The organism is Nocardia pneumoniae NBRC 100136, from assembly GCF_000308755.1.
Classification (GTDB): domain Bacteria; phylum Actinomycetota; class Actinomycetes; order Mycobacteriales; family Mycobacteriaceae; genus Nocardia; species Nocardia pneumoniae.
This window is the reverse complement of the sequence record NZ_BAGF01000081.1, coordinates 43,820-59,626: the sequence shown is the minus strand read 5'-3', so window position 1 is coordinate 59,626 and position 15,807 is coordinate 43,820. Positions and strand designations below refer to the sequence as shown.

General features: G+C 69.7%; 17 protein-coding genes. 9 read left to right on the top strand and 8 right to left on the bottom strand.

The features are described 5' to 3' along the window. Positions 1 to 2: 2 nt before the first annotated feature. The 3 genes from ON34_RS26515 to ON34_RS26505 are packed head-to-tail and all read right to left on the bottom strand — an operon-like array spanning position 3 to position 5,074. Positions 3 to 2,711 (bottom strand): serine/threonine-protein kinase, encoded by a 2,709-nt coding sequence (locus ON34_RS26515; RefSeq protein ID WP_083889807.1) that lies wholly within the window; start codon positions 2,709 to 2,711, stop codon positions 3 to 5. Between the two features lie 6 nt (positions 2,712 to 2,717). After that, positions 2,718 to 3,701, bottom strand: a complete 984-nt coding sequence (locus tag ON34_RS26510; protein ID WP_040784440.1) for a glutamate ABC transporter substrate-binding protein — start codon at positions 3,699 to 3,701, stop codon at positions 2,718 to 2,720. Next, positions 3,698 to 5,074: a GlnX family signal transduction membrane protein gene (locus tag ON34_RS26505; RefSeq protein WP_040784551.1), complete on the bottom strand. Its 1,377-nt coding sequence runs from the start codon at positions 5,072 to 5,074 to the stop codon at positions 3,698 to 3,700. Before ON34_RS26505 ends, ON34_RS26510 begins: the two co-directional genes overlap by 4 nt. A gap of 190 nt (positions 5,075 to 5,264) precedes the next feature. Here ON34_RS26505 and ON34_RS26500 point away from each other — a divergent pair, with 190 nt between their 5' ends. Further along, complete coding sequence (locus ON34_RS26500; RefSeq protein WP_040784438.1) at positions 5,265 to 5,951, top strand: NUDIX hydrolase; 687 nt, start codon at positions 5,265 to 5,267, stop codon at positions 5,949 to 5,951. A gap of 145 nt (positions 5,952 to 6,096) precedes the next feature. Here ON34_RS26500 and thiE read toward each other — a convergent pair whose 3' ends face one another. Next, on the bottom strand, positions 6,097 to 6,795 hold the full coding sequence (gene thiE, locus ON34_RS26495; protein ID WP_040784436.1) for a thiamine phosphate synthase: 699 nt from the start codon (positions 6,793 to 6,795) through the stop codon (positions 6,097 to 6,099). A gap of 57 nt (positions 6,796 to 6,852) precedes the next feature. Between thiE and thiO the strand changes: the two genes are divergently transcribed. The 3 genes from thiO to ON34_RS26480 are packed head-to-tail and all read left to right on the top strand — an operon-like array spanning position 6,853 to position 8,925. Further along, positions 6,853 to 7,926 (top strand): glycine oxidase ThiO, encoded by a 1,074-nt coding sequence (thiO, locus tag ON34_RS26490; protein WP_040784434.1) that lies wholly within the window; start codon positions 6,853 to 6,855, stop codon positions 7,924 to 7,926. Then, entirely contained in the window at positions 7,923 to 8,141 is a 219-nt protein-coding gene (gene thiS / locus ON34_RS26485; RefSeq protein ID WP_040784432.1) for a sulfur carrier protein ThiS, read from the top strand. The genes thiO and thiS overlap by 4 nt, the downstream gene beginning before the upstream one ends. After that, entirely contained in the window at positions 8,134 to 8,925 is a 792-nt protein-coding gene (locus ON34_RS26480) for a thiazole synthase (protein ID WP_051023144.1), read from the top strand. The genes thiS and ON34_RS26480 overlap by 8 nt, the downstream gene beginning before the upstream one ends. Before the next feature lie 9 nt (positions 8,926 to 8,934). Here ON34_RS26480 and ON34_RS26475 read toward each other — a convergent pair whose 3' ends face one another. Beyond that, positions 8,935 to 9,324, bottom strand: coding sequence for a nuclear transport factor 2 family protein (locus ON34_RS26475; protein ID WP_051023143.1), 390 nt, complete (start codon positions 9,322 to 9,324; stop codon positions 8,935 to 8,937). 75 nt (positions 9,325 to 9,399) lie between these two features. Here ON34_RS26475 and ON34_RS26470 point away from each other — a divergent pair, with 75 nt between their 5' ends. After that, positions 9,400 to 10,050 (top strand): TetR/AcrR family transcriptional regulator, encoded by a 651-nt coding sequence (locus ON34_RS26470; RefSeq protein ID WP_245548205.1) that lies wholly within the window; start codon positions 9,400 to 9,402, stop codon positions 10,048 to 10,050. Between the two features lie 58 nt (positions 10,051 to 10,108). Here ON34_RS26470 and ON34_RS26465 read toward each other — a convergent pair whose 3' ends face one another. Next, positions 10,109 to 10,582: a DUF6194 family protein gene (locus tag ON34_RS26465; RefSeq protein ID WP_040784428.1), complete on the bottom strand. Its 474-nt coding sequence runs from the start codon at positions 10,580 to 10,582 to the stop codon at positions 10,109 to 10,111. 84 nt (positions 10,583 to 10,666) lie between these two features. Here ON34_RS26465 and ON34_RS26460 point away from each other — a divergent pair, with 84 nt between their 5' ends. Continuing rightward, positions 10,667 to 11,365, top strand: coding sequence for a MerR family transcriptional regulator (locus ON34_RS26460; protein ID WP_040784426.1), 699 nt, complete (start codon positions 10,667 to 10,669; stop codon positions 11,363 to 11,365). A gap of 146 nt (positions 11,366 to 11,511) precedes the next feature. Here ON34_RS26460 and ON34_RS26455 read toward each other — a convergent pair whose 3' ends face one another. Next, positions 11,512 to 12,393 carry an alpha/beta fold hydrolase gene (locus ON34_RS26455; protein WP_040784543.1) on the bottom strand — a complete coding sequence of 294 codons (882 nt, stop codon included), beginning with the start codon at positions 12,391 to 12,393 and terminating at the stop codon, positions 11,512 to 11,514. A gap of 181 nt (positions 12,394 to 12,574) precedes the next feature. Between ON34_RS26455 and ON34_RS26450 the strand changes: the two genes are divergently transcribed. The 3 genes from ON34_RS26450 to ON34_RS26440 all read left to right on the top strand — a co-directional run bounded on the left by ON34_RS26450 (position 12,575) and on the right by ON34_RS26440 (position 15,552). Then, positions 12,575 to 13,519, top strand: coding sequence for an ABC transporter ATP-binding protein (locus ON34_RS26450; RefSeq protein ID WP_040784540.1), 945 nt, complete (start codon positions 12,575 to 12,577; stop codon positions 13,517 to 13,519). Further along, positions 13,519 to 14,280: an ABC transporter permease gene (locus tag ON34_RS26445; protein ID WP_040784424.1), complete on the top strand. Its 762-nt coding sequence runs from the start codon at positions 13,519 to 13,521 to the stop codon at positions 14,278 to 14,280. Before ON34_RS26450 ends, ON34_RS26445 begins: the two co-directional genes overlap by 1 nt. Before the next feature lie 423 nt (positions 14,281 to 14,703). Beyond that, positions 14,704 to 15,552, top strand: coding sequence for an adenylate/guanylate cyclase domain-containing protein (locus ON34_RS26440; RefSeq protein WP_040784420.1), 849 nt, complete (start codon positions 14,704 to 14,706; stop codon positions 15,550 to 15,552). Positions 15,553 to 15,586: 34 nt separating this feature from the next. On the opposite strand, the gene ON34_RS36880 is transcribed toward ON34_RS26440, so the two are convergent. Next, entirely contained in the window at positions 15,587 to 15,745 is a 159-nt protein-coding gene (locus ON34_RS36880; RefSeq protein WP_169333902.1) for a CG2302 family histidine operon protein, read from the bottom strand. Positions 15,746 to 15,807 lie beyond the last annotated feature (62 nt).

Sequence of the window (15,807 nt, the reverse complement as noted above, 5' to 3'; positions counted from 1 at the left end):
TGCTAGATCCAGCTCTTCGCGCGAATCGCGTTGGCCAGGTCGACGAGCGCGTAGCGGTGTTTGCGGTTCGGCGCGCCGCGGGCCAGGGCACGCAGCCCCGCCTCGGTGCCCGCTCGCAGTTCGCGTTCGGTGAAGGGCGCGCCGAACAGCGTCGCGTCGGGGCGCTTCGGCGTGTTGCCCGCTTGGAGCCAGGCCAGCGCCGCGCCGAGCACCAGCACCCGCATCTGCGTCGCACGACTCTCGCCTCTCGGCAGGCTCAGCACCCGGGAGGCCGAGATGTGCAGCGTGAACTCATCCAGTTCGGCCACCGGCGCGGCGGTCAGCATGAACAGCACGGCGGTCATCCGCGCGGTGGTGAAAGACCGCGACGCCGCGGGCACGGCGTCGAGCGCCTGCACGGCCTCGGTCACCCTGCCATTCGCGGCCAGCTGCCTGGCCAGCCCGAAGGCGGCGCTCACCACGCTGCGGTCGGTGCGCCAGACGGTCTCGTACGCGTTCTCCGCATAGGCGCGCCACTGTTCGGGATCCGGTGTGTCCCAATGCTGCAGAATGAGTTCGGCGGTGGCGGCGAGCGCGAGCTTGGGGGCGATTTCGCCGGGCAGCACCCGGAAGACCTCGTCGAAATACGCGAAAGCGCGCTCGTATTCGCGGTCGAGCAGTTCGGCCATGCCGCGATACCAGCTGACCCGCCATTCCCGCTCGGGCAAGTGCGCGAGCAGGTCCAGGACGGTGCTCGACTCGCGCAGGTCGATCCGCACGCGCGCCTCCGCGAGGGTGAGCTCCAGATCCAGATTCTCCGGCGCGTTCCCGGGATCGGCCTCGGCTCGGGCGCGCGCATCCCGCAGCGCGTCGAGCGCCTGTGCGGGTTCCGGGTGCACCGCCGCCGCCAGCAACGGTGCGGACGGGTCGGCCGGGTCCAGCAGCGGAACCGGCAGCCCGGCCACCACGTCGAGGGCGTCGAGCTGGCTGCTGCGGGAACGGCCGTCGGTGTAGGCGTCGGTTTGGCTGACCAGTTCCTCGGTACCGAAACTGGCGCGCGGCGGGGTGAACACGGTGGACAGCTGCGGGTGCTCGTTGCCGGTCTCCAGCGCGAGGATCTCGCGCAGCACTCCCGCCAGCTGCGTCGCCATCGCCCGCGCGGAGGGGAAGCGGCGTTCCGGGTCCGGGTCGGTCGCGCAGAGCAGCAGGCGATGGAAGAACTGGTAGCGCGCCAGCACCGGCTCGTCGGCAGGATCGGGGATGCCCTCGACATAGCGTCCGCGCTCCAAGGGCACGTGCAGGGTGAGCACGGCCAGCGTGCGGCCGACGGTGTAGATGTCCGAAGCGACGGTCGGGCCGGTCTTGGGGATTTCCGGCGCCTGGAATCCTCTTGTGCCGTACAGGTTCCCGTATGCCCCCAGCGCGGCGACCGCGCCGAGGTCGATCAGTTTGACCTGGTCTTCGGTGACCATGATGTTGTCCGGCTTGAGGTCGTTGTAGGCCAGCCCGGTCGAGTGCAGGTACTCCAGCGCGGGCATGATCTCCAGCAGATACGCGATCGCCTCGGTGACCGGCATGCGCTGCGGCCGTTCGTAGCTGTCGAGAATGTCGCACAGCGAACAGCCGCCCACGTACTCCATGACGATGTAGCCGACCGGCGTGCCGTCGGCCGCGGGGTGCTCGACGAAGTTGTAGATCTTCACAATGCTGGGATGGGCCACCTCGGCGAGGAATTGGCGTTCGGCCATCGCCACCGCCTGCGCTTCGGCGTCGCCGGTGTGCAGCAGGCCCTTCAGCACCACCCAGCGGTCGCTGACATTGCGGTCGATCGCCAGATAGATCCAGCCCAGCCCGCCGTGGGCGATGCAGCCCTGGACCTCGTACTGCCCCGCCACCATGTCGCCCGCGTGCAGCGACGGCCGGAAATCGAACGGCGCTTCACACGTCGCGCAGGTGCCCGCCGTGGTGGACGGCCGGATCGGCGTCGCCCGGCCGACCGGTTTGCCGCAGCGCCAGCAGAACCGCCTGCGCTCGGAGACCACCGGGTCGGCGAGCACGGCGTCGCGTGGGTCGGTGGGCGGCACCGTCGGAATGGGCACCAGTCCGGCGCCGAGCCGTCGTACCGCCGGACGGCTCCGCGGGGTACGCACGCTGCGTCCCGTGGTGCGCGGCGCCGAGCCAGGGCCCGAGTGCGGCGGCCGCGCGTCTTCCTGCGCCGCCTCCTGTTCGTCACGCGCGACTTGCGTGGCGGGGCCTTCGTCACGCGCGACTTGCGTGGCGGGGCCTTCGTCACGCGCGACTTGCGTGGCGGGGCCTTCGTCACGCGCGACTTGCGTGGCGGGACCTTCGTCCGCGGGTGGTCGCCCCCAGGTGGCAGGCGCGTTCTCGGCGTCCGATGCCGGTTGCCATGCAACTGTGCCGGAGCTGGTTTCCGGTTGGTCGATCTGTCTGCGGGTGGCCTCGGCCGCCTCGGCGGGAGTCGCGTGCTGCTCGTGCACGTCCGATGTCGCGTCGCCCGCCCGCCGCGCGGCCGCTTCGTCGTCCTTGCTGCATCCGCCTGCGGACGAGGGTGTTTCGTCCGGATCGCGGCCGACCGACGGAGGTGTCTTTCCGGCGGTCCCCGGATGACGCCCGGCCGATCCGCCGAACCCGCCCTCGAGTAAATCGGCCGATCCCGGCCGTCCCGTGGCGGTTTCGTCCGGGTCGGGCTCAGGGACGGGCCGTGTGTTCATGTCCCGTCAGTCCTGATACGTGGGAGCGGGTGGCTCGGGAACCGGGCCGAGCGCGGTCAGATATTGCTGGTAGAGCCGGGTCCAGGTGCCGTCGCCGCGGATGCGATCCAGTGTGCCGTTGACGAAGCGGACGAGATCGTCGTGGCCCTTGGGGATGCCGATGCCGTACGGCTCCTCGGCGATGCTGCCGCCGACCAACTCGGTGTACGGGTCCTGCTCGGCGAGGCCCGCGAGGACGGCGTCGTCGGTGCTGACCGCGTCGACTTGGCGCTGCTGCAGGACGACCAGACAGTCGGCCCAGGTGGGGACGGAGAGGATGGTCGCGGCGGGCTGGAAGCGGCGGATGTGATCCAGCGACGTGGTGCCGGATACGATGCACACCCGCTTACCCGCCAGATCGGCCAGGCTGCGGATACCGGAGTTCTTCATCGCGAGCACGCGCTGATTCGCGTGCAGATAGACGGTGGAGAAGGTGACTTTCTCGCGCCGTTCGCAGTTGATGGTCATGGTCTTGGCGACCAGGTCGACGGTGCGGTTCTGCAGGGCGGTCTCGCGCTCGGCCGAGCCGAGGCTGCGGAATTCGATCAGATCCGGGCTGCCGAGCAGATCACGGGCGACCTCCCTGGCGATGTCGGCGTCGAAACCGACGATAGAGCCGGAGATCGGGTCGCGATAGCTGAACAGATTGCTGCCGGTGTCCAGTCCCACCAGCAGCCTGCCCCGCGCCCGGATCGCATCGATCACCGGTCCGCGCGCGGCGGGGCCCGCCCCGGTGGGCCGCAAACTGGCGGTCGGGTCTCCGCACCGCGGCGGGCCGGGCGGCGGCGGGACCGGCGAATCCGTCAGCACCGGTACGGCTTTGGCGGGCAGCGGAGGATCGGTGTACTTGGGCGTCCTGGTCGCCAGCGGCGCGCTGGCCTCGCTCGCACAGCCGCTCGCCAGCGCCACCACGACCAGGACGACGACCAGAATGCCGCGCGGGGATCTCATCGGTACTCCCGAAGCCGGGGCCATATGCCGAGTCCGACATAGCCTGCCGCCAGAATGCCGAGCACCATCGCTCCTGCCCCTAGGAAGTCCAGTACGCGGGCTGCCTGGGAGATCTCGTCGCGCAGGGTGTCCCGTGTCTCGGCGATGCCCTGCTCCAGCGCGCTGTCGAGCGCGTCCACCTGCGCGGTGGCGTCCGCGAGGCCCGGCCCCGTCGTCACCGCGGCCGCGCCGTTGAAATCGCCCTTGGCCAGCGCGTCGTTCATGCGCTGATGCGCTACCCGCCAACGGTCCAGCGCGGGCACGGCGTTGCGTACGTCGTCGGTGGCGGGCGCGGAATCGGGGTACTTGCCGAGCAGGTCGGCCAAGCGCTCCATATTCGCATCGAACGTGCGGTCGTAGTCGCCGGTCGCGTCCCTGCGCACCAGCTTCAACGTCTCCGCGGCGCGCGCCTGCTGGGTCAGAATCCGGCTCTCGGTCAGCCGCGACGACGGTACCGCGCCGTCGTCGCGGGCGTCGATCATGGCCGCCGCCGACACCGAGCCCGCGATCACCGTCCACGCCAGCAGGATCAGCATCGCCGCCGAGGCGAGCAGGAGACCGGGATTGAGCACCCGGCGCCAACGCCGCGCCAGATCCCGCTGCACCCAGACCAGCACGCCCAGCGTGAGGATCAGCAGGCCGATGGCCGACCAGGGCGGACGCACGTGATTGCGCTGTGCGGCGCTCACCGCGGCGGAGCGGTGATTGTGCAGTTCCTCGGCCATGGGCAGCAGCGTCGTCTGCATCTGGTTGGACGCCTCGCTCAAGTACGCGGCGCCGACCGGGTACCCGATGCGATTGTTCGTTCGTGCGGTCTCCACCAGACCCGAGTACACCGGCAGGCCGGTGACTATGCCGGAGCGCAGCCGGGCATCCGCATCGGCCGTCGCGGGCGCCCCGACGGCGCGGTCGGATTGGGTCACCAACTCCGCGGCCGCCTCGCCCATGGCCTGGGTGTAGCGATCGCGCACCGCTTGCGGCTCCAGTCCACCCGAGATGAAGGCGGTGCTCGCGGCGGCGTCGGCGATCGACAGCGAGGTATACAGCCGGTGCGCGGAGTGCGCGTCCGGTTCGGTGTCGTAGAGCAGCACGTCCAGGCTCTGCTGCCGTTCGCTGACCGTCGCGGCGGTCATCGATCCCGCGGCCAGGCAGAGGCCGATGAGCAGCAACCCGAGCGCGATCAGTCGTCCCGGGGATGAATTGGCGAACGAACGCAGATTGGCCAGGTCGAGACGTTCGCGCACCACGGCGACGCTCAGCCCGCCGGGATTCTCCCGGCCGGCGGGCGCGGACGACGGCCGGAGTTCGGCCGTCGTCGGCTCGGAGCTAGCCATGTCCACCTCCCCAGTCTGGGCCGCGTGCGCGGATTTCTCACGGCCGGACCGCATATTCGATCACGTCGCGCGTGTCGGTGCGGAGTTTATTGTGGTCGTACGAACGCCGCGGCGTGTGAAACACCCCCGGTTGGGAGCAAAGGGTGCGGGTGGGGGGAGCACAGTCGTAGCTGGGTGAGGATGGTACGAGATGCGTGGTGACGGCGACGGTTGGTCGCGCGGACCGGACGGATTGCGGCACTGGGGCCGCTTCGGCGCCGCCGGACTGCTCCTGCGCGCTCCACTCGCCGACGGCGGTTCGGCGGTGCTGCTGCAACACCGCGCACCGTGGAGCCACCAGGGCGGGACCTGGGCGTTGCCCGGCGGCGCGCGCGACAGCCACGAGACGCCCGAGCACGCGGCGGTGCGCGAGGCATGGGAGGAAGCGGGGATCGATCCCGCCGACGTCCGGGTGCGCGGCGCGCGTGTGACCGCCTCCGCGCTGAGCGGCTGGACCTACACCACGGTGGTCGCCGACGCGGTCATGACCCTCCCGACCATCGGCAACCGGGAGAGCACCGAGTTGGCCTGGGTCCCCGAACACGAAGTCGACGCCCGTCCGCTGCATCCCGGTTTCGCCGCCTCGTGGCCCACCTTGCGCGCGGCGCCCGCGCGTGTGCTGCTCGCCGAGATCGACCACGCGGTGGCCGCCGCGCTGCCCCGCACGATCGACCTCGCCGATCTCGGTTTCGTCTGGCTGCATTCGGATCCGGACGGACCGGGCGACTACGCCAGGATCGTCGATGAGCCCGGCGTGCAGACCGCCGAGCCGATCTCGAGCGGGAGCACCGCGGTGAATACCGCCCTCTCGTTCACGCGGGGACAGCTGCTTTCCTGACGCAGAAAGGACGCAGCCCGACGGAGTCCGTCGTCAGCCCGCGCCGGGCCGAGCGGGGGCTCGAGGCAGCCGCTTGTGCGCCGGGCCGAGCGGGGGCTCGAGGCAGCCGCTTGTGCGCCGGGCCGAGCGGAGGCGAGGAAGCCGCCTACGCGTTCGCCAGCAGCGCCGTTTTCAGCTCCCGCGCCGCCGCTTCCGGATCGCGGGCCTCGGTGATCGCGCGCACCACGACGACCCGCGTCGCCCCGGCTTCCAGCACCTGCGGCAGATTCTCCGCGTTGATCCCGCCGATCGCGAACCACGGCCGGGTCGGGTGGGCGTCCGCGGTCGAGCGGATCAGCTCGGGTCCGGCCGCTTGCCTGCCCGGCTTGGTCGGAGTCGCCCAGATCGGTCCGGTGCAGAAATAGTCGATGTGCTCGTCGATCGCGGCGAGCCCGGCCTGCGCGCGGTTGTGCGTGGATCGTCCGATCACCACGTCCGGGCCGAGAATTCGGCGCGCGTACCAGGGCGGCAGGTCGCCCTGCCCGAGATGCAGCACGTCAGCGCCCGCCGCCAGCGCGATGTCCGCGCGATCGTTCACCGCGACGAGTGCGCCGTGCCTGCGCGCGGCCGCCTTCAATTCGGCGAGCGCGCCGAGTTCGGCCCTGGCTTCCAGGGGACCGAACTTCGCTTCGCCCGGCGAACCCTTGTCTCTGAGCTGGATGATGTCGACTCCGCCCGCGAACGCCGCCTCGGCGAACCTGGCCAGATCGCCCTTTTCCCGGCGTGCGTCGGTGCAGAGATACAGCCGCGCGCGTGCCAGACGCTCCCGCGGCGAAGCGAGTCGGTTCGGGTGGGAGGGTTGCACGCCTTCGACGGTAGCCGCGCTACCGTGGGGATGCGAAATAGGAGGCAGGTGGAGCGGATGCGGACTCTGGCGGTCGTCGGTGGCGGCGCCATCGGGCTCGCCGTGGCCTGGCGGGCCGCCGAGGCCGGTTGGTCGGTCACCCTGCTGGATCCGGCGGTGGCCAGCGGCGCCTCCTGGGTGGCCGGAGGCATGCTCGCCCCGCTGTCGGAGGGCTGGCCGGGAGAGGAGCGGGTGCTCGAGTTCGGCGCCGCCTCGCTGGCCCGCTGGCCCGAATTCGCGTCCCGGCTGCAAGCCGCGACCGGGATCTCGGTCTTCGTCGCCGACGAGACCATGACCGTCGCGCTGGACGCGGCCGACGCCGCCGACCTGCGCACCGTCGCCGACTGGGTCGGCGGCCGCGGCCACCGGCTGCGCATCCTGGACCGCGCCGGAGTCCGCGAACTGGAACCCACGCTGGCCCGCTCGGTGCGCGCCGCGCTGCTCGCGCCCACCGAACCCGCGATCGACAACCGCAAGCTGATCGCCGCGTTGCGTCAGGCGGCCGAGGCGGCGGGCGTTGTGGTGCGCGCCGAATCGGTCAGCTCACTGACGGAACTTCCGCACGATCAGATCGTGCTCGCGGCGGGCGCCGCGTCGGCCGGGCTGTGGCCCGGGTTGCCGGTTCGTCCGGTCAAGGGCGAGATCCTGCGCCTGCGGCAGCGGCCAGGCGTCGCTCCCGCGCCGAAGCGGGTGATCCGAGCCCGAGTGCACGGCAGGCAGGTGTACCTGGTGCCGCGGGCCGACGGGATCGTCGTCGGAGCCACCCAGTACGAGGCGGGTTTCGACACCGCGGTCACCGTCGCGGGCGTTCGCGACCTGATCGCCGACGCGGAGGCGGTGTTCCCCGGCATCGGCGAATACGAACTCGCCGAGGCGGGCGCCGGCTCCCGGCCGGGCACCCCCGACAACCTGCCGCTGATCGGGCGACTCACCGACCGGATCGTCGCGGCCACCGGGCACGGCCGCAACGGCATGCTGACCGTGCCGCTCACCGCGGACGCGGTGACGAGCCTGCTCGGCGGGGCGACGCTGCCCGAAGCGGAAGTCGCCGACCCGCAACGCTTTTCGACGACTGTAGGAGGAATACGATGACGTTGTCATCCGTCCCCATCGGTGTCACGGTGAACGGCGACGAGCACGAGTTCGCCGAACCGCTCACCGTGCGGGAGCTGCTGGAACGCCTCGGTCTGCCGTGCAAGGGCGTCGCGCTCGCGGTGGACGGGGCGGTGTTCCCGAAGTCGCGCTGGGACGAACCGGTGGGGCGTGGCTGGCAGATCGAGGTGCTCACGGCGGTTCAAGGTGGCTGAGGAATCGGCCGCGTCGGTGCGCTCGGCGATCGACGCCCCGCTGCGGATCGCCGACCGCGCGTTCGGTTCCCGCCTGATCATGGGAACCGGCGGCGCGGAGAACCTCGCCGTGCTGGAGGAGGCGCTGATCGCCTCCGGCACCGAGCTGACCACCGTGGCCATGCGGCGAATCGACGCCGCGGGCGGCACCGGCGTGCTAGACCTGCTGAAGCGATTGAACATCGCGCCGCTGCCGAACACGGCCGGTTGTCGCACCGCCGCCGAGGCGGTGCTCACCGCCCAGCTGGCGCGTGAGGCGCTGGACACCGATTGGGTGAAGCTCGAGGTGGTCGCCGACGAGCGCACCCTGCTGCCCGATCCGATCGAATTGCTCACCGCCGCCGAAGAACTCGTCGACGACGGTTTCGTCGTGCTGCCCTACACCAACGACGACCCGATCCTGGCCCGCCGCCTGGAAGACGCGGGCTGCGCGGCGGTCATGCCGCTCGGCGCCCCCATCGGCACCGGCCTGGGCATCGGCAACCCGCACAACATCGAAATGATCGTCGCCGCCGCGAACGTCCCGGTCATCCTGGACGCGGGCATCGGCACCGCCAGCGACGCCGCCCTGGCTATGGAACTCGGCTGCTCGGCAGTGCTTTTGGCAACCGCCGTAACCAGGGCGCGTCGCCCCGAATTGATGGCGGCGGCCATGGCGGACGCGGTCCGCGCCGGATATGCGGCACGGTTGGCCGGGCGTATCCCCAAGCGATTCTGGGCCCAGGCGTCGTCCCCGGCGCTGTGAGGGAACCGGCTAGAACATTCCGTTCTGGTTCAGGGCTTCCGCGGGGATGTCCTGCAGAACGTCCCAGTGCTCGGTGAGTTTGCCGTCGGCGAGCCGGAAGATGTCCATGATCGCCACCCCGCGCTGGCCGGGGACCCGCACCGCGTGCACATGGGCGCAGACGTAGTCGCCCTCCGCGATCATGCGTTTCACCTCGACCGATAGGGCCGGGAAGTTCTCTTTCAGATGGTCGAGTCGTGCCCGTAGCCCTTCGGCGCCGTCGGCGATCAGGGGATTGTGCTGGACGTAGTTGTCGGCGAGGTATCCCGCCGCCGCGGTGAAGTCCTTGGTGTTGAACGCGGCCTCGTAGAAGGCGGCGACGACCTGCTTGTTCGATTCGAGGGTGGTTGTGCTGGTCATGGGGCCGACCTTTCTAACTGAACATCTGTAGCGCTACGACTGTAGCGCTACAGATGTGCGAATACAATGGCGGCCGTGGCGGCAGATGTGGCGGGCGATCGGCGACGGGGACGCAATCCCCGGGGGCAAGGCGAGCGGTTGCGGGAAGAGATCGTGGTGGCCGCGATGCGGATGCTCGACGAACTCGGCGATGATCAGGCGCTGTCGATGCGGGCGGTGGCGCGGGCGATCGGCACGGCGGCCACATCGGTCTATCTGCACTTCGGTGACCGCGACGCCTTGGTCCTCGCGGTGCTCAACCGCTGTCATGACGAGTTGATGCGGGCGATGCGCGAGGCCGAGGCGAGGCACGCCGACCCGGTTGATCAGTTGCGTGCTCGCGCAATGGTTCTCGGTGAGTGGGCATACCAGCATGCGGGGTTGTACAAGGTGCTGCACGAGAGCACGCTCAACCAGCGCACCGACATGGCGTTCAAGCAGGAACTGGCCGACGGCACCGTCGCGGCGGTCCAGCGCTGCATGGACGCCGGGTCGATCCCGGACGACGATGCCGCCGCCGTCGCGCTGGACCTGCGCGCCGCCGTGCACGGCGCGGTCTCCATGCGGCTGAATCAACCCGATCACCCGTGGCCGCCGCTGGAAGAGCAGGTCGAGCGTTTCCTGATCAAACTCGTCGGTGTCGCACCCGCTGTATCCGGTCAGGCGGTCCGTTCACCCGGCCGGTGAGACCCGGTACCGGCTTTCGTCCGGTCTTCACGTCGTAGCCGACTTCACCCACTGCTGATCAGTTGTGCGCTGACGCGGCACGTTTCTCGTAGCGTGAGCGCGCGCGTTCATACGCTGTGCGCAGCAGTTCGCGGATTGCCTCATCTGTCCGTTGTCCCGGGTTGACCACCGCGAGCCAGCCTGCGGAGCCGTAAACAGGGTGGGCGATCACGGTGTCGGTGACGCTGGGGTCGACATCGGTAGCTCGCTCGCGTGGTGTGTGGCCCGTCCAGTGGATGAAGGCTTCCTTTCCGGCGGCGATGTTGACGCGGAACGTATCCGGGCGGTCCAGGCGGGAGCTTTCGTCGCCGGGATAGTTCTTCGTCACGATCGTCGCGAAGGGCTGAGTGGCCGTCGGCACTTCCCCGCTCGGGGAGTAGTAGAAGAACGTGTCGCCCCAACTGATCTCGGGGGAGCCGTCCCCGGGTCCCGGTCGGAGGGTCAGGACTCCGTCGAGGCGCGATACCGAGTCGATGATCTCGTCGATGGTCATGTGCTCCAGCGTCACATTAAGGTGCTTGTGGAGACTTAGAGGCGCAAGACCAGGAACGGGCGGGTGTCGACTCTCAACTTGGGCATGCGGACGGTCGATGTCGCGCGGCGTGCCGGTTACTCCGTGCAGCAGATCCGCAACCTCGAGCGTGCCGGGGTACTGCCGACCGCACTGCGCACAGCCACGGGTTACCGCGGATACGGCGAGATCCACGTGCGTTCCGCGCTGGCCTATCGGGCGCTGGCGGCGGGCGTCGGCCCGGTCGAGGCCAAGCGGATCGTTCGCGCGGTGCATGATCGCCCGATCGCGGAGGTGCTCGCTCTGCTGGACGCGGCACACGCCCGGCTCGATCGGGAGCGTGCGGACCTCGCGCTTGCCAAGCGGGCGGCCGAGGCGATCTCCGCCGAGCCGATCGAGGACGTGCGCGCGTCGGATTCGATGAGCGTGTCCGAACTGGCCGCCGCACTCGGCGTGCGCCCGTCGACCTTGCGGCATTGGGATGCCGAGGGTCTTGTCGTTCCTGATCGCGTCGCGGCGCAAGGGATCAGGCGGTACTCGCCGGATCAGGTCCGGGATGCGCGGATCGTCCACCAGTTGCGCGGCGCCGGATACCGCATTGACACCCTCCGGACCTTGATGCCGGACCTGCCGCGCGGCAACCGATCCGACGATGTCGCAGCCGCGCTGGCAGCCAGGGACGCGAGCATCACGGCTCGCTCCCACGCTCTTCTCGACGCCGCCGCCGCACTCGGTGCCGTTGTCGCGCTCAGTGCGAACCTCTGAACGACCTTCGCCCTGGCTCGGTCCCCTGCTGGGCCGTCCTCCGTGCTCGCCACTTCATTGATCGTGCTGGGCGCGGAATTGCGGGATCAGTGCGGCCCCTTCCCGGCTCGGCCGCGTGGATGTGTCACCCTGCAGCAGCGCAGGGTTCAGGCGGACGCCCAAGAGCGGATCGCGGCGACTATCTCGTCGGACGCGTCTTCCTGAATGTAATGACCTGCGCCGACAAGCGGCACGGTGCGGTGTTGCGGGAACAGTTGCTCCCACCGGCGAAGTTCGGCGGCGCGAAAGGCGACGTCCTTGGTGCCCCACACGATCAGCGCAGGACGGTCGGTCAGGGTCGGTAGTTTGCGCTCGATGTCGGCGAGCAGATCGCGGCTGCCGAGGATCTCGCGGGGGAACACGTGCACCGGTTCCCGGGAGCCGGGCGTGGGGAAGGGACCGCGGTAGGCGTTCATCACCGTGTCGTCCAGTTTCGTCCGGCGAACTCCGGCCGGGATGATGCGTTCGACGAAGAAATTGCGCTCCCGGATCAGCCAGCCACCGATCGGTCCGCCCAGAAAGCGCGAGAAGGCTTGCGTTCCCAGGTCGGCTTTGGGCCAGGCCCAGGTGTTCCCGATGACGAAGGCGGTGAACCGGTCCGCATGACGCGTGGCGGTGGCGAAGCCGATCGGGCCGCCCCAGTCCTGCACCATCAGGGTGATCTCGCGCAGATCCAGCCGCTCGACCAGTTGACCGACGATGTCGGCGTGCTCGGCGGGAGTGAAGCGGTAACCCGGCGCCGCGTAGGACAGACCGAACCCGGGATAGTCCACCGCGACGCAGCGGTAGCGGTCACGCAAGCCGATGACGATATCGCGGTAGAGGAACGACCAGGTGGGGTTGCCGTGCAACATCAGCAGCGGTGGCCCGTCGCCCTCATCGATGTAGTGGACCCTGGCTTCGGTGAGGTCGAGGTAGTGATCGGTGAACGGGTAGAGCCGGTCGGGCACCCACGACGGGCGCCGCGGCTGGGAGTCGGGTGCGGGCATGCCGACGATCCTCCTTGCGGGGTAGGTCGGTTCCGGGCTGATCATCGATGACTTCCACACCGTGTTCGGTCGAAACCGCCCGTGCCCTGGAACCCCCCATCCCGCTCTCATCCTCGAGGATGACCGAACTCGCCACTTTTTACCGACGCGCGCCGCCGCGTTTTGCGGAATGCTGGGCAGCATGATCGAGCTGAGAGGCCTGACCAAGCACTTCGGGCAGACCGTCGCGGTGCAGGATCTGACCTTCACCGTGCGACCGGGACAGGTGACGGGCTTCCTGGGGCCGAACGGCGCGGGCAAGTCGACCACCATGCGGATGATCCTCGGGTTGGACAAGCCCACCGCGGGCACCGCGCTGATCCACGGCAAGCCCTACCACGAGCTGGACCATCCGCTGCGCGCCGTCGGCGCGCTGCTGGACGCCAAGTGGGTGCACCCGAACCGGTCCGCGCGCGCTCACCTGGAGTGGATGGCCGCGTCCAACGGCATCCCCAAGTCCCGGGTGGAGGAGGTGCTGCGGTTGGTCGGTTTGTCCGAGGTGGCGGGCAAGACCGCGGGCGGGTTCTCGCTCGGCATGTCGCAGCGGCTCGGCCTGGCCGGCGCGCTGCTGGGCGACCCGCAGGTGCTGCTGTTCGACGAGCCGGTCAACGGCCTCGACCCGGAGGGCATCCTGTGGATCCGCCGGTTCATGCAGCGACTGGCCGCCGAAGGCCGCACGGTGCTGGTCTCCAGCCATCTGCTCTCGGAGATGGCGCAGACCGCCGAGCACCTGGTCGTCATCGGTCGCGGCAAGCTCATCTCGGACTCGACCACGCAGGAGTTCATCGAGCGCGCTTCGGAGCAGTCGGTGCGGGTGCGCAGCCCGCAGCTCGACCAGCTGCGCAGCGTGCTGACCTCGAACGGCATGACCGTCCGCGAGGACGGCGGCGGCGCCGAAGGCCCCGCGCTCGTCGTGGCAGGCGTGTCCAGTGACGTGGTCGGCAAGCTGGCCGCCGCGAACGACATCACCCTGTTCGAGCTGGCCCCGCAGCGTGCCTCGCTGGAGGAGGCGTTCATGCGGATGACCGGCGGCGCCGTGCAGTACCACGGCGAAGGCTTCGATCAGGTGATGGGAGGTGCGCTCTGATGGGCGTGCTGGCAGCGGAACGAATCAAGCTCACCTCGACCAGGTCGCCCTGGTGGTGCTCGGCGATCGTGGTGGCCCTCGCGCTCGGCATGGCCGCCCTGCTGGCCTGGGTGGCGCGGACGACCTACGGCGAGGAAGGCTCGATCAACCTGACCGTCTCCACCGCGGTGGCGGGGATCAGCGGCTTCGGTGTCATGGTCCTGATGATCATGGCGACCTTGACCGTGACCAGCGAATATCGCTTCGGCATCATCCGGACGACGTTCCAGGCCACCCCGCATCGGGACCGGGTCATCGTGACCAAGGCGGGCTTGGTCGGCGTGTACGGCGCGTTGCTCACCACCGTCCTCGTGTTCCTCGCCTACCTGGTGGCGAAGGCGCTCAGCGGCCCGGACGCGGGCGCGAGCCTGACCCTGTCCAGCCCGGAGGACTGGCGCGAGGTCTACGGCATCCCCATCTACGCCTTCCTGTGCGTCGTCCTCGCGGTCGGCGTCGGTGTGCTGGTGCGGCAGTCCGCCGCCGCGATCTCGCTGATCGTGCTGTGGCCGCTGCTCATCGAGGGCCTGCTCGGCGCGTTCGGCAGTTTCGGCCGCAACGTCACCCCGTTCCTGCCGTTCGCGAACGCGAATCACTTCTTCAGCGCGGCCCCGTCCACCGCCAATTGGCACTGGGGTCCATGGGCGAGCTTGCTCTACTTCACCGTTTTCGTCGCGATCGTCTTCGGCGCTGCCCTGGTCTCGGTGAACCAGCGCGACGCATAGCTACCCGAGTCGCCTTCCCTCGCCACTCGGGTTGTGGAGCGCCGACCTTGTCGGGAGGTCCGGTGCTCCGTCCACCGCCTGCCACTGCCCGGCAGGCGGTGCGGTGATCGGCCCGGTGCGACTCTTCGCGCCGGGCCGACCACCTTGTTCGCAGCCGAGTGTGAACATCCCGGAAACTATGCGGCCTGCCGCTTCCGAGACCCCTTCGTACCCGGGTAGCCTCGAGTCAGCAACCAGCTCGTTACCCATCGCGGGGCCCGACGACGTGCTCGCTGACGTTCACCGCGGAGGTGAGAGATGGCGATGATCGCTAACCGGCCGACGCCGGATCGGCTGAGATACCCTCGGGACGTGAGCGAAACACCTTCCGGCGGCGCCGAGTCGGCGCCAGGACCGGAGGCCGATGGCGACATACCGCCCGAAATGGTCATTCCGTTGGAGCCGGCCGACGAGTTCGACTCTTCCCGCCGTTCCGGCGGATCGCGGCGTGGCCAGCTGTCCGCGCTGATGAACGCCGCCAATCAGCGTGCCGACCTGATCGGTGTGCTGCGCAAGGCCCGTGAGCAGCTGCCCGGTGATCCGGCTTTCGGTGATCCCCTGTCGGTTTCGGGTCCCGGCGGTGCGCGGGCGGTCGCGCGGGCGGCCGACAAGCTGGTCGGCGACGCCCCCAGCGCGGCTCGGGAAATCGGCTTCGGCGCCTTGCAGGTTTGGCAGGCGATGCTGGAGCGAGTCGGGCGCGGCAAAGGTAGCCAAGAGATAACTGTAATGTTCACCGATCTGGTGGCGTTCTCCCGGTGGTCGCTGTCGGCGGGTGACGAGGCCACCCTCGAACTGCTGCGTGCGGTCGCCAGGGCCATCGAGCCGCCGATCGGCGAGCGCGGCGGTCAAGTGGTCAAGCGCATGGGCGACGGCGTGATGGCGGTCTTCCCTTCGGCGGACCGGGCCGTGCGCGCCGCGGTGACCGCCAAGCGCAATCTCGCCGACGTGCAGGTGCGGGGCTACCGCCCGCGGATGCGCATCGGTTTGCACACCGGTTCTCCGCGTGAGATCGGCGGCGACTGGCTCGGCGTGGACGTGACGATCGCGGCCCGCGTGATGGAGGCGGGCGGCAACGGGCACACCATGCTGTCCGAAGCGACGCTGCAAGCGCTGCGGCCCGAGACGCTGGAGGAGCTCGGTCTCGCGGTCAAGCCGTATCGCCGCAGCTTCTTCGCGGCGCCACTCAACGGAGTGCCGGACGACCTGCGGATCTTTCGTCTGTCGAGAAACTGAGCGGCTGCCTCGAGCTTTGGCCCGGCCCAGGCCCTTACGCGAACCACCAGGCCAGGGCGCCACCCGCCGCGAGAACGGCGCAGACCGCCAGCGCGATGGCCAGCGGGCGGGCGGTCTTCCAGGTGGAGTAGGCGCCGCCGACCAGGAACCCGGACAGGGCGAGCAGAACGATCACGGTCACGTCGCTGGACACCGTGCCATCTTGCTCCACGCAGTCCGGTCATCCCGGCGCGGGTGGTGTGGACCTCGGGCAAA

What these genes read in the sequence shown, in the direction of transcription:
- ON34_RS26460 (WP_040784426.1), top strand. Translation starts at nt 10,667, where the DNA reads ATGCGGACGGTCGATGTCGCGCGGCGTGCCGGTTACTCCGTGCAGCAG.
- ON34_RS26475 (WP_051023143.1), bottom strand. Translation starts at nt 9,324, where the DNA reads ATGACCAGCACAACCACCCTCGAATCGAACAAGCAGGTCGTCGCCGCC.
- ON34_RS26510 (WP_040784440.1), bottom strand. Translation starts at nt 3,701, where the DNA reads ATGAGATCCCCGCGCGGCATTCTGGTCGTCGTCCTGGTCGTGGTGGCG.
- ON34_RS26440 (WP_040784420.1), top strand. Translation starts at nt 14,704, where the DNA reads ATGGTCATTCCGTTGGAGCCGGCCGACGAGTTCGACTCTTCCCGCCGT.
- thiO (WP_040784434.1), top strand. Translation starts at nt 6,853, where the DNA reads ATGCGGACTCTGGCGGTCGTCGGTGGCGGCGCCATCGGGCTCGCCGTG.
- ON34_RS26505 (WP_040784551.1), bottom strand. Translation starts at nt 5,074, where the DNA reads ATGGCTAGCTCCGAGCCGACGACGGCCGAACTCCGGCCGTCGTCCGCG.
- ON34_RS26515 (WP_083889807.1), bottom strand. Translation starts at nt 2,711, where the DNA reads ATGAACACACGGCCCGTCCCTGAGCCCGACCCGGACGAAACCGCCACG.
- thiS (WP_040784432.1), top strand. Translation starts at nt 7,923, where the DNA reads ATGACGTTGTCATCCGTCCCCATCGGTGTCACGGTGAACGGCGACGAG.
- ON34_RS26500 (WP_040784438.1), top strand. Translation starts at nt 5,265, where the DNA reads ATGCGTGGTGACGGCGACGGTTGGTCGCGCGGACCGGACGGATTGCGG.
- ON34_RS26450 (WP_040784540.1), top strand. Translation starts at nt 12,575, where the DNA reads ATGATCGAGCTGAGAGGCCTGACCAAGCACTTCGGGCAGACCGTCGCG.
- ON34_RS26465 (WP_040784428.1), bottom strand. Translation starts at nt 10,582, where the DNA reads ATGACCATCGACGAGATCATCGACTCGGTATCGCGCCTCGACGGAGTC.
- ON34_RS26455 (WP_040784543.1), bottom strand. Translation starts at nt 12,393, where the DNA reads ATGCCCGCACCCGACTCCCAGCCGCGGCGCCCGTCGTGGGTGCCCGAC.
- ON34_RS26445 (WP_040784424.1), top strand. Translation starts at nt 13,519, where the DNA reads ATGGGCGTGCTGGCAGCGGAACGAATCAAGCTCACCTCGACCAGGTCG.